The sequence below is a fragment of the Micromonospora pallida genome, from assembly GCF_900090325.1.
In the GTDB taxonomy this organism is placed as follows: domain Bacteria; phylum Actinomycetota; class Actinomycetes; order Mycobacteriales; family Micromonosporaceae; genus Micromonospora; species Micromonospora pallida.
In genome coordinates, this window is record NZ_FMHW01000002.1 from 4,169,069 (window position 1) to 4,180,909 (window position 11,841).

Genomic DNA, 11,841 nt, shown 5'->3' on the forward strand with positions numbered 1-11,841 from the left:
CCCTCGCGTCCCCGGGTCAGGCCGTCGCGGCCCGCTCGGCGGCGCTGCGCTCTACGCAGAACTCGTTGCCCTCCGGGTCGGCGAGGACGACCCAGCCGGTGCCGTCCGGCCGGCGCTGGTCGTCGACCTGGGTCGCGCCGAGGGCGAGCAGGCGCTCCACCTCGGCGTCCCGGTCCCGGTCGGCCGGCTCCAGGCAGACGTGCATCCGGTTCTTGACAGTCTTGCCCTCCGGCACCTGCACGAAGAGCGTCATCGGGCCGCCCGACGGCAGCAGCATCGCCTCCGGGTCCCCGGGCAAGTCGTCGGGCCGGCGAGAGCAGCCGTAGACCTCGGCCCAGAACCCGGCGAGGACGTAGGTGTCGTGGCAGTCGATGGTGACGCTGCGAATTCCTGAACTCACGGTTTCCTCCGTACGAGGATGGAACGCGCCCCGCGTGAGTGGACTGTCAGCGGTGCCGGCGGCGAGGCGCGGGAACGAAAATGATGGACATCGACCGCACCTCCCTTCCCTGCTCGGGCTGACCGGACGATCATGCCAGGCCCGCCCTGACCGGCGCAAACGAATTACCGCTGGCGTCAGTCGGCCGTCGCGGCGGCCCCGGCGCCCGGCAGGGCGGCGGTGGTGACCACGGCGGTGGCGGTGACCACCGGGGTGGCGTCCGCCGCGGGCAGGGTCACGGTGACCTCCAGGCCGCCGCCCGGCTGGGCGAGAACCCGGACACTGCCGCCGTGCGCGTCGCAGACCGCCCGGACGATGGAGAGCCCGAGCCCGGAGCCGCGTGCCCCGGTCCGTTCGCGCCCGCCACGGCGGAACGGCTCGAACAGACCCGGCACGTCCGCCTGGTCCACCTCGAAGCCGGTGTTGCCGACCACCAGCCACGACTCGCGCCCGTCGGAGCCGGTCCGCACCGAGAGTCGACCGTGCAGGTGGTTGTAGCGCACTGCGTTCTCGACCAGGTTGCCGGCGAGCCGACCGAGCAGACCCGGGTCGCCGACCACCGGGGCTGGCTCCAACTCGGTCTCCACCTGTAGCTTGATCCGCTCCATCTCCCGGCGGACCGCCGAGAGCGCGGCGGCGGTGCCGTCGGCCAGGTCGCATTCGCTCTTGCGGCCGAGTCGACGACCCGCCTGGGCCTCGCTGCGGGCCAGCACCAGCAGCGCGTCGACCAGGCCGTTGGCCCGCTCCGAGGCGTCCCGGACGACGGTGGCCATCCGGCGGAACTCGGCGACGTCGGCCTCGTCGTCGGTGAGCGTCACGTCGATCTCGGTACGCATGACCGCCAGCGGCGTACGCAGCTCGTGCGAGGCGTTGGCGACGAACCGCTTCTGCGCCTCGAACGCCCCGGCGATCCGGTCCAGCATGGCGTCGAAGGTCTTCGCCAGCTCGGCCACCTCGTCGTCCGCGCCGGAGTAGCCGATGCGCTGGTCGAGGGTGGCCTCGCCGAGGCGACGGGCGGTGGAGGTGACCTGGTGCAGCGGGCGCAGCGCCCGCCCCGCGACGGCGTACGCCCCGGCCACCCCGACGACGCTGATCGCCAGCAGGGCGACCAGCCCCTTGGCGAGCAGTTCCCGGGACGCGGCGTCGACCAGTTGGCGCTGCCACTGCCCGGCGTCCAGCCGTCGGCCGTCGGCGAGCAGCACGGTCGTGCCGGGGAGCAGTTCGTCGGTCGGGCGCAGCGCGTCGCGCACCAGCAGCCAGGCCAGCAGGACGAGGATCGCCCCCGCGCCGATCAGCAGGATGCCGTTGAGCAGGGTCAGGCGCAGCCGCAGGGTGGGACGCAGCCGGGGGCGGCGGGTGAGGTAGAGGGTCATGACAGGTCTCCGGGCGTCCGGTAGCCGGCACCCACCACCGTCTCGATCAGCGGCGGGTCGCCGAGCTTCTTGCGCAGGGTCATCACGGTGACCCGGACGATGGTGGTGAACGGGTCGGTGTTGGCGTCCCAGACCCGTTCCAGCAGTTCCTCGCTGGAGACCACCGCGCCCCGGGCCTTGAGCAGTTCGCAGAGGACGCCGAACTCCTTGTTGGTCAGGTCGACCGGCGACCCGCCCCGGGTGACCACCCGCCGGGCCGGGTCGAGCACCAGGTCGGCCAGTTCCAACACCGGCGGCTGGGGCGGGGTCGCCCGCCGGCCGAGCGCCTGGACCCGGGCGACCAGCTCGTCGAAGGCGAACGGCTTCGGCAGGTAGTCGTCGGCGCCGAGCTGGAGGCCCTCCACCCGGTCCGACACGGTGCCGCTGGCGGTGAGCATGAGCACCCGGGTGAGGGTGCCGGAGGCGGCCAGGTCGGCGCAGATCTGGTCGCCGTGCACGCCGGGCAGGTCGCGGTCGAGGATGACCACGTCGTACCGGGTGACGAAGGCCATCTCGTGGCCGCTGTCACCGTCGTAGGCGACGTCGACCGCCATGCCCTTCCGTCGTAGCCCCCGCGCGATCGCGTCGGCGAGGTTGCGCTCGTCCTCGACCACCAGTACCCGCATCCCCGGCCTCCTCGCTGCTGCCCACCACAACCTAGTGGCGGCGGCCAAACGTGGGGCCGGCCGGCCACCCGTCGGCGGCCGTCCCGGGCCATTGCTCGGCGGCCGTCCCGGGTCATTGCAAATAACCTTCGGGTAGGCGATGCTGCACGAAATATGTCTACCTGGATCGGGACCGCGATGACCGACGCTGGGCAGGGACGGGACGTCGTCTACCGGGGCTTCCGGTTCCCCGCCGACCTCGACGACGGCACGGCGCTCGGCGTACGGCCCGACGACGCCGGGCTCGTCCTGGACGGCTCGCCGTCCCGGCTGGAGTACACCGACCCGCACACCGACGCCCACGCCCGGTACGACGTGGGCAGCTGGGTCTCGCCACCGGTGCGGGTCGGGTTCGGCGTCCACCAGGTGGTCCCCTCCTGGACCGCCGACACCCCGGCCGGCTGCTGGCTCCAGGTGGAGGTGTGCGGCTGGGCCGACGACGCGCCGGTCACCGGCTGGTACGTCCTGGCCCGCTGGGCTGCCGGCGACGAGGGGATCCGGCCTACCTCGGTGCCCGGGCAGCGGGACGGGCAGGCGGAGGTGGACGCCGACACCCTGGTGGTGACCGGCGCGGAGCCGACCGGCTGGCAGGTCCGGGTGACCCTGGCCCGCCCGGTGGGCGCCGCCCTCGGGCCGACGCTGCGGACGATCGGCGCGGTTGCCTCCGGCCCCCGCCCGACGGGCGGCGGAGCCATCGGCGCGGACGCGGAGCCGGACGAGTCGGCGGCGCGGGGCAGGGTGCTGGCGGTGCCGGCCTTCTCCCAGCGGCTGCACGCCGGGCACTACCCCCACTGGGGTGGCGGTGGGGACTCCTGGTGCAGCCCCACCTGCACGGCGATGGTGCTGGCGTACTGGGGTGCCGGTCCCACGCCGGGCGAGTACGCCTGGGTGGACCCGGCCGATCCCCGTCCGGAGGTCGACCACGCTGCCCGGCACTGCTACGACCACGCCTACCGGGGCGCGGGGAACTGGCCCTTCAACACCGCCTACGCCGGCCGGTACGGGATGGACGCCTTCGTCACCCGGCTGCGGTCGCTGGCCGAGGCGGAACGGTTCGTCGCCGCCGGGGTGCCGCTGGTGGTCTCCGCCGCGTTCCGTAACGGTGACGTGCCCGGTCTCGACTACGACACCAAGGGACACCTGATCGTGCTGGTCGGCTTCACGTCCAACGGTGATCCGGTCCTCAACGACCCGTACGCCTCGGACGACGCCGGGGTGCGCCGCACCGTCGACCGCCACCGCTTCACGGCAGCCTGGCAACGGGGCAGCGGCGGGATGGTGTACGTCATCCACCCACCGTCGGTGCCGCTGCCGCCCCCGCCCGCGCAGCCGAACTGGTGACCCGCCGGCCCGGTCAACCGCGTCGTGGCCGTCCCGCCACGCCCGACCGGCGCGCTCGGCCGGTACGGATTCCGCAGCCGGGCCCCGGCCGACGGCCGGGTCAGTCGGACAGCCACGAGAGCTGGAAGGACCCGTCGAGCCGCTGGCAGAGCAGCAGGTCCGGGTGGAACCGGCAGTCGGCGTAGTCGCCGGGCAGCACGTCCAGGATCCGGGGCCGCCCGGCCTCGACGTCGAACTCGGCGACCAGCAGTCCCCGGTCCCGGATCTGCCGGGAGGCCACCGGCGGCCTGCCGCCGATCGGCGTCTGTACCCCGTTCCAACTGCCCAGATCGGCCAGCACCCGGCCGGTCGCGAGGTCCAGCAGAAAGATCTGCTCCCGGGTCAGGCCGGCCGACGTGGTCGCCACCAGCCGGTCGCCGACCGGAAAGGCCCCCATCCACCGGCGATCGCTCCAGGCGGTCCGGCCGGTCGCCCGGTCCAGCACCCGTAACCCGCCGGTCTGTTCCCAGACGCAGAGCGCGACACCGCAGGAGCTGAGGTACGACACCGCCGGTCCGCTGACCGTCCAGTGCCGGATCAGCCGGTCCAGCCCGTACGCGTCCACCGTGGGTGGGTCGTCCCGGAGGACCACCAACAGGTCGCCGACCACCTGGCCGCGTTCCCCGGCGGCCTGTCCGCCGGGGCGGACCTGCTCGTCGGCCAGCACCCGGCCGGAGTCGGCGTCGCGAACCTCGACCCGCCCCGACGGCAGAGTCCGCACCACCCGGTCGACGCCCTGGTCGGCGAAGCGGAAGTCGGTCCGGCCCGGTTTCGTCGGCACCGACCAGCGGGCCGTCCCGGTCGCCGGGTCCACCACGCGGGCCACCTGGCCCCCCTCCTCGACGGGGGCCGTCAACAGCACCGCGCCGCCCTCGGTGAGCATCGGCGAGCCGGCCTGCCGCCAGCGTTCCCGCCCGGTGGCCGTGTCCAGGGCCACAGTGAGGTGGCCGGCTGGCCCGCCGCGGTTGCTGACGATCAACAGCACCCGGTCGACGGCCGTCACGGGCCAGAAACGCGAGACGCCCGGCACTGTCACCCGCCACCGTCGACGCAGCGTCGACGGTGGTGGCCCGTCGCCGGGCAGGTCGTAGGCGGTCAGGTCCCGGTCGCCGCGCCCGCCGTCGGTGGGCGGTCCGACCACCAGGAACTGGTCACCGACGAGGAACGCCTCGGAACCGCTCCGGGCGGGCACCGTGGTCGACGCCCGCCGGGGCGCCGGCACCGCCGGGCCGAGGGTGGTCAGGACGAGGACGAACACCAGTCCGACCCGCCATCGTCGCCCCGTGCCGGGCCGGCGCCGCATGGTCAGATCCGGTCCGGGCTCGTCGCGCAACTCACCCAGATCGATCAGCGCCATCCGGTCCCTCCCCGCGTCGCGCCCGCCGCCACCGGGGCAGTAAACCTTCACGGATGGGGCCCGTTACGCGCACCGGCCCGGCAAATGCGACAAGGCCCTCGCGTACGATGGCGCGTCGTGGCTGTGCCGGTGGTAGACCCCTCGTTGAAGTCCGCGTCCGTGTCCGCTGCGGCCGACCTGCCGGAACGCACCCGGCCGGCGGCCGGTCGGTCCGTCCGTGTCGACGTCCTGGCCGTCGGGGCGTACGTGCTCCTCGGCGTCCTCGTGTGCCTGAACTACTGGGTCGACGTCGAGAACCGGGTCTCCTCGCACCTGCCCACCGACCACAGTTGGTTCGAGTGGCTCTTCTCGCATGGCGCGTACTCCGTGCGCCACCTGGAGAACCCGCTCTTCTCGGCCCGGCAGAACGCCCCGGACGGGGTGAACATGATGGCGAACACCTCGCTGCTCGGGGTGACGCTGCCGCTGGCGCCGCTGACCATGCTGCTCGGCCCGCAGGTGGTCTACGCCCTCTACCTGGGCGGGGCGCTGGCCGCCACGGCGGCCACCTCGTACTGGGTGCTCTCGCGCCGGCTGGTCCGGTCCCGCGCGGCGGCGTTCGTGGGCGGCGCGTTCCTCGGGTTCGCGCCGGGCGTCGTCCACCACGCCAACGGTCAGCCGAACTTCGTCTCGAACTTCCTGCTGCCGCTGATCGTGGCCCGGGTGCTCCGCCTCGGCGAGCCGGGCCGGTGGCGGCGCAACGGAGTGGCGCTGGGGCTGCTGGTGGCGTACCAGATCTTCATCAACGAGGAGATGCTGCTGCTCACCGCGCTGGCCTGCCTGGTGATCGTGGTCGGGTACGCGGTGGCGCGCTGGCGGTCCGCGCGGGCCCAGGCCGGCGCCTTCCTCGCCGCCCTCGGCCTCGGCGGCGGGCTGGCGCTGGTACTGACGGCGTACCCGATCTGGTTCCAGTTCAACGGCCCGCAGTCCTACCGGGGCCTACAGGGTGGCGTTTTCCACAGTTGGGGCGAGGACCTGGCCGCCTTCGTCACGTTCGCCCGGGACACCCTGGCCGGTGACCCGGCGGTGGAGAAGACCATCGGGCTGACCGAGCAGAACACCTGGTTCGGCTGGCCGGTGGTGCTCGTCACACTGGCGTCGATCGTGCTGCTCTGGCGGCGTTCCCTCACCGCCCGGATCGCCGCGGTGCTGGTGGCGGTCTTCACCGTGGCGTCGCTCGGGCCCCGGATCCGGCTGGGCGGGGTGGAGACCGAGGTCTACGGTCCCTGGCACTACGTGCCGGACGACCTGCCGCTGGTCGAGATGATGATGCCCACCCGGCTCACGCTGGTGGTGACCGGCGCGGTCGGGGTGCTGCTTGCACTGGCCTGGGACGCTGCCGACCGCGCCGGCCGCCCGATGCCCGCCGCCGACCCGGCCCGGGCCACCGACGGCAGCAGCGCCGAGCCGGCGGCCGCCGGCGACACCGATGCCAAGGTGAGCGGTGCCGGGTCACGCGCGTCCCGGCGGCGCTGGATCCGCCCGCTCGGGTACGCCGCCGTGGCGCTGGCGGTGCTGCCACTGGTCCCCCGACCGCTGCCGGCCCAGCCGATCGACCCGCCGCCGGACTTCATCACCTCCGGCGCCTGGCGGCCGTACGTGCCGGCGGGACGGACCCTGGTGCCGGTGCCGATCCCGAGCAACGTGCACGGGCTGTCCACCCTGCGCTGGAGCGCGCTGACCCAGCACGAGTTCCCGGTGCCCGGCGGTTACTTCATCGGCCCCGGCCCGAACGACGAGGGCATCTTCGGCGCGCCGAACCGCCCGACCAGCACCCTGATCTACTCCACGATGGACAAGGGCGCGGCGCCGGAGCTGACCGACGAGAACCGCCGCCAGGCCGTCGAGGACCTGCGCTACTGGCGGGCCTCGGTGGTGGTGCTCGGCGCGCACCCCCGGGAGGCGGCGCTGCGGGACCTGGTGACCGGTCTGCTCGGCGAGCCCCGCCGGGTCGACGATGTATGGCTCTGGGACGTCCGCGACCGGGTCTGACCCGTCCTCGGCCCATGAATTGGGTGGTTGCAGGGGACCCTTCCTCGGCAAAATGCGGTAGGAAGGGTCCCCTGCAACCACCTAAGCGGGTCGGTCAGTCGGCGCGGGTGGTGATCGGGCGGACGTCCCAGAGCCAGACGTCCCGTTCCCGCCGGGCCGGACCGACGATCTGCTCGACGGTCTGCCGCAGCGGTTCGACGTTCTTCTGGTCCACCGGCAGCACCATGATCGCGGCTCGCCAGTAGCGCAGCTCGTCCAGGGCTCGACGACGCTCCTGATCGGTCAGCTGCGACGTCCGGCCGGTGGTCGCCACCTCCTGGAGGATCTCGCCCACCCCGTTGGGACGGCCACCGAACCGGCCGGGGTCGCCGGTGTTGCCGTTGCGCGGCGCGAGGAAGTAGCCGCCGGGGATCTTGAAGTCCAGATTGGTCGAGGCGGCCCAGCGCATGCCGTTGGTGTTGCCCATGCTCGGGATCGGCACCGGCACCAGCGTCTGGTCCGCTGCGACGTACCGTCGCCACTGGTCGGAGGTGATGAAGTTCGGCACCGGCGGGCGGCTGGTCACCTTCAGCGGCATCGGGGCGATCGGCAGCAGCGCCATGATCAGACCGACGCCGACCAGGGTACGGGTGTGCTGGGCCAACGGTTGCGTCGTCCAGGCCCGCTCGACGGCGACGGCGAGCAGTACGCCGATCACCACCGTCGTGATCATCCCGAACCGGGTCGGCACCACCGCGTCCAGCAGCGGCAGGCGGACCAGCCACTCCCACGGGCCGGTGAAGAGGTCCCGGTCCCACCAGGAGATCCGCTCCCCGAGCGAGAGCACGGCATAGAAGACGCCGGTGACCGCGAGCGCCCGGACGATCATCTCCCGGCGCAGCCACACCACGATGCCGGCGGTGATCAGCGCCAGGCTCCAGCCGAAGAAGGCGTTCTCCTCGGAGTAGTTGGGGGCCAGGTTGGCGTTGGCCCGCTCGTTGCCGCCGAGGGTCGGCGAACCCGGCGTGACGAAGGCGGCGATGTCGTTGCCGTAGTCGCGCACCGCGTCGCTGAGCCCGTGGTACGCCATCGGGCCGCCGAACTGGATGTAGAGCGGGTACGCCAGCAGCGACCCGGCGACCAGGGTGCAGACCCCGAGCGCCACCGCCATCGGCCGCCAGGCGGTCGACCAGAGGTCCCGCCGCTGGACCACCACGGCGATCAGGAAGATGCCGCAGGCCATGGCGGTGAAGAGCAGGATCTCCTCGTTGATGAACGCCTGCCAGGTGACCAGCAGCGCCAGGATCGCCCCGTCCCGGACCGGACGCCGGGACCGGGTGATGACCAGCACCCGCCAGACGATGAACGGCAGCAGCCACTGCGAGATGATGTTCGGGTGCCAGTTGGCGTGCGAGAGCATCGCCGGGGAGAAGCCACAGAACCAGCCGCCCACCAGCGCGGCCAGCGGGGTCCGGACGACGTGCCGGGAGAGCACGTAGTACCAGGTCGAAGCGGTGCCGGCCAGGGCGAGGGTGACCAGCAGCACGAAGGTCACCGCCGGACCGAACAGCAGCGTGATCGGCACCATCGGGATGCCGAGCGCCAGGATGGCCGTGTTGGCCATCAGATTGACCCCGTCGGGGTAGTTGAGCTGCTCGGTGTAGAACGGGAACTCGCCGTGCAGCACCACCCGGACCGAGTGAGCGAGGAAGAACTGCACCTGGGCCGGGTCGCTGCTGTAGAGCGAGGCCACCCGACCGGCCGGGTCCGCCCAGATCTGGCTGGTCACCCAGAGCGCGGTGAGCAGGAAGAAGCCGAAGACGCCGAGGTCGCGCCGCCAGGTGGGCCAGCGTCGCCGCCGGGCGGCGGTGGGCTCCGCCAGGGGATCGGGGGCGGCATCGGCTTCCGTCCGGCCCACCGCCCTGTCGTCCCCGGCCGGGGCTGCGTCGGCAGGTCCCCCGTCGAGCGGCCGTTCGACGACGGACCGGGCGGTGACCTGCCCGGTCGCCGCCGTCGGGGCGCTCTCCGGGCCAGGGGCGGCGGATTCCAGCGTGGATACCCCACGAGGCACGGCAGGCGTCACAGTCGGCGGAGTCTACCGGAGCTGAGAAATACCACGAAAACGGCGGCGACGCGGGGAGGGACGGCACACAGCCGGCGGCCGGCCCACGCCTGGCCGGCCGAGGCGCCGGTTCGGGACCATCGGACATCTCGTACCATGTGGCTTCCGGACCGGGCAGGACGATCGGGGGCGTACACGTGGCTTCAGCCCGCTGGCGCGGCAGGACGGTCACGGCGTTGCTGGCCCTGACCCTGGCGGCGGCCGGCTGCGGGCCGGTCGCCCAACGGCAACAGGCCCGGCTCCCGGTCGGCTACGACACCCTCGACGGTGCGCTGGAGGTGTGGCCGGCACGTGGCGGTCTGGTCGCCGACGCCGCGGTGACGACTGCCGTGACCGAGGCGGTCCGCGACTGGCGCTCACCGGTCGACGACCGGGTGCACCTGTCCACCTCGGGGATCCTCTGGGCCGGCGAGGTCGGCGGGACGCGGCTGGCGCTGGTCGCCGCCGATGTCCCCGGGGAGAGCGCCTCCTGGCTGCTCCAGCTCACCGCTGAGGGGTCGCGGTACGCGGTCACCCGGGCCGTCGAGTACACCGACCCGGGCTACCTGGTCTACGCCGACGTACTTCCGGTGCAGCTCGGCGACGAACGCCGTTACCTCACCTCCGCCCGGGTGGAGCGCCTGCTCGGACCGGACGGCCAGCCGCTGACCGTCACCGACGGTCTCACCGGGCCGGTCGCCGTCCCGGCCTGCGCGGCCGTCCCGGTGACCGCCACGCTGCGGGCCACCGAGTCCCTGCCGCGCGGCCGGGCCGCGGACCGCCTGCTCGACCTGGGTACGGCCACCGAGCAGCCCCGTTATCCGCTGGTCCGGGACGGCTCCGGCACCGGCCGACGGGCTCTGGCCGGGTTGGACACCTGTCAGCTCGCCGGGGAGGACGGCCCGTTCGTCAGCGTGCCCCGACGACTGCGGGACCGGGACGCCCCGGAGTCGGTCCCGCGCTCCTGGCCGATGGAGCAGGTCAGCGCCCGGGTGCTGGGCGAGATCAGCCTCGGCGGCGGCACGTCGTCCGAGCTGAAGCAGCTCACCTGGGAGAGCGAGGCCGGCCCGATGACGGCTCTGGTGCACCGGTCCCCCGACGGGGGCCCGGCCGTGGTCTCCCCCGCCGACCGGACGAGCACTCTGCAGACGTACGTGCTGCCGGTGCCGGGGCAGCCGCTGGTGGTGCTGAGTTGGCGGGCCAGCCGGACGACCTCCCTATCCACCCCGCCGGGTACCCGGCGACTGGTGGACCGTCCCGGCCTGGTGGTCGTGCCGCAGCCGGAGTCCAACCAGACCTTCAGCCTGGCCAACGCCGACCGCACCTACTACCGGTCGGTCAGCGGCCGCTGACGACAGGCCGATCCATTGATATTGGCCGATACAAGCCCTACCTTGGCGGCATGACTATCCATGCTCGCCGGGTGCTCGCGGTGCTGGTTGCCGTCGCCGCGATCGCCGTCACCGGTCCGCCCGCCGCCCACGCCGCCGGCCCCCTGCCCATCAACGACCTCGGCACCGGGAGCTATCTCGGCTTCCAGGGCGGCTTGTATCCCACCGGCCGCAACACCATGCCCACCGCCCACCACAACGTCGGGGTCGAGCGGGCGCTGCGGGTGCGCCCGCTGGACACCGCCGGCCAGCCGAGCGCCACCGGCAAGTACGTCCTGCTCTCCATCGGCATGTCCAACACCACCCAGGAGTTCTGCGGCGCGTCCGGCGGGACCTGCGCGCCGTACTCCTTCATCGGTCAGGCCGCCGCCGACCCGCAGGTCGACCACGACCGACTGGCTATCGTCGACGGGGCCTCGGGTGGACAGACCGCCGACACCTGGGACGCGCCGACCGACCCCAACTACGACCGCGTCCGGGACACCAGGCTCGCCCCGCTCGGCCTCACCGAACGGCAGGTCCAGGTGGTCTGGGTGAAGGTCGCCAACGCCAACCCGAGGGTGTCCCTGCCCGACCCGAACGCCGACGCCCACCAACTCGTGACCCAGCAGGGCGACATCCTGCGCACGGTGAAGAAGCGCTACCCCAACGTGCAGCAGGTCTTCTTCTCCAGCCGGATCTACGGCGGCTACGCCACCACCACCCTGAACCCCGAACCGTACGCCTACGAGACGGGCTTCGGTGTCAAGTGGACGATCCAGGCCCAGATCAACCAGATGGCCGGCGGGGGCATCCACCCCCGGGCCGGTGACCTGAACTACACCAGCACCGCGGCCTGGACGGCCTGGGGGCCGTACCTGTGGGCCAACGGCCTCCAGCCCCGCTCCGACGGACTCACCTGGGCCCGGTCGGACTTCGTCACCGACGGGACCCACCCGTCCACCAGCGGCCGGCAGAAGGTGGGCAACCTGCTACTCCGCTTCTTCAAGACCTCGCCGCACACCGCCTGCTGGTTCACCGTCAGCGGCACCTGCGGCTGACCGGCGCCCCGGTCAGCACGACGCCGGCCGGCCCACACCCCGAACG

The 11,841-nt window shown here is 73.0% G+C and carries 9 protein-coding genes; 4 read left to right on the top strand and 5 right to left on the bottom strand.

Annotated elements, in window-relative coordinates; all coding sequences use genetic code 11:
• Positions 1 to 16 precede the first annotated feature (16 nt).
• From GA0074692_RS34030 to GA0074692_RS16985, 3 genes are all read right to left on the bottom strand, one after another.
• On the bottom strand, positions 17 to 400 hold the full coding sequence (locus tag GA0074692_RS34030) for a VOC family protein (protein WP_141725318.1): 384 nt from the start codon (positions 398 to 400) through the stop codon (positions 17 to 19).
• A gap of 176 nt (positions 401 to 576) precedes the next feature.
• Positions 577 to 1,812 (bottom strand): sensor histidine kinase, encoded by a 1,236-nt coding sequence (locus GA0074692_RS16980; RefSeq protein ID WP_091645801.1) that lies wholly within the window; start codon positions 1,810 to 1,812, stop codon positions 577 to 579.
• Entirely contained in the window at positions 1,809 to 2,477 is a 669-nt protein-coding gene (locus GA0074692_RS16985) for a response regulator transcription factor (protein WP_091645804.1), read from the bottom strand. The genes GA0074692_RS16980 and GA0074692_RS16985 overlap by 4 nt, the downstream gene beginning before the upstream one ends.
• Positions 2,478 to 2,630: 153 nt before the next feature.
• Here GA0074692_RS16985 and GA0074692_RS16990 point away from each other — a divergent pair, with 153 nt between their 5' ends.
• Positions 2,631 to 3,857: a C39 family peptidase gene (locus GA0074692_RS16990; protein WP_091645806.1), complete on the top strand. Its 1,227-nt coding sequence runs from the start codon at positions 2,631 to 2,633 to the stop codon at positions 3,855 to 3,857.
• A gap of 100 nt (positions 3,858 to 3,957) precedes the next feature.
• On the opposite strand, the gene GA0074692_RS16995 is transcribed toward GA0074692_RS16990, so the two are convergent.
• Positions 3,958 to 5,253: an outer membrane protein assembly factor BamB family protein gene (locus GA0074692_RS16995; RefSeq protein ID WP_091645807.1), complete on the bottom strand. Its 1,296-nt coding sequence runs from the start codon at positions 5,251 to 5,253 to the stop codon at positions 3,958 to 3,960.
• A gap of 117 nt (positions 5,254 to 5,370) precedes the next feature.
• Between GA0074692_RS16995 and GA0074692_RS17000 the strand changes: the two genes are divergently transcribed.
• Entirely contained in the window at positions 5,371 to 7,284 is a 1,914-nt protein-coding gene (locus tag GA0074692_RS17000; RefSeq protein ID WP_091645809.1) for a DUF6311 domain-containing protein, read from the top strand.
• Between the two features lie 94 nt (positions 7,285 to 7,378).
• Here GA0074692_RS17000 and GA0074692_RS17005 read toward each other — a convergent pair whose 3' ends face one another.
• On the bottom strand, positions 7,379 to 9,181 hold the full coding sequence (locus tag GA0074692_RS17005; protein ID WP_425413391.1) for a DUF6311 domain-containing protein: 1,803 nt from the start codon (positions 9,179 to 9,181) through the stop codon (positions 7,379 to 7,381).
• Between the two features lie 341 nt (positions 9,182 to 9,522).
• On the opposite strand from GA0074692_RS17005, the gene GA0074692_RS17010 reads away from it, so the two are divergent.
• Both GA0074692_RS17010 and GA0074692_RS17015 read left to right on the top strand, forming a co-directional pair.
• A complete protein-coding gene (locus GA0074692_RS17010; protein WP_091645811.1) occupies positions 9,523 to 10,716 on the top strand; it encodes a hypothetical protein in 1,194 nt (397 codons plus the stop codon).
• Between the two features lie 50 nt (positions 10,717 to 10,766).
• The gene (locus GA0074692_RS17015; protein ID WP_141725319.1) at positions 10,767 to 11,795 is read left to right on the top strand and encodes a hypothetical protein; all 1,029 of its coding nucleotides are present in this window, start codon (positions 10,767 to 10,769) and stop codon (positions 11,793 to 11,795) included.
• Positions 11,796 to 11,841: the final 46 nt, after the last annotated feature.

Coding starts and splice junctions, on each gene's coding strand:
- GA0074692_RS16995 (WP_091645807.1), bottom strand. CDS start 5,253: ATGGCGCTGATCGATCTGGGTGAGTTGCGCGACGAGCCCGGACCGGAT.
- GA0074692_RS16985 (WP_091645804.1), bottom strand. CDS start 2,477: ATGCGGGTACTGGTGGTCGAGGACGAGCGCAACCTCGCCGACGCGATC.
- GA0074692_RS17015 (WP_141725319.1), top strand. CDS start 10,767: ATGACTATCCATGCTCGCCGGGTGCTCGCGGTGCTGGTTGCCGTCGCC.
- GA0074692_RS16980 (WP_091645801.1), bottom strand. CDS start 1,812: ATGACCCTCTACCTCACCCGCCGCCCCCGGCTGCGTCCCACCCTGCGG.
- GA0074692_RS16990 (WP_091645806.1), top strand. CDS start 2,631: ATGTCTACCTGGATCGGGACCGCGATGACCGACGCTGGGCAGGGACGG.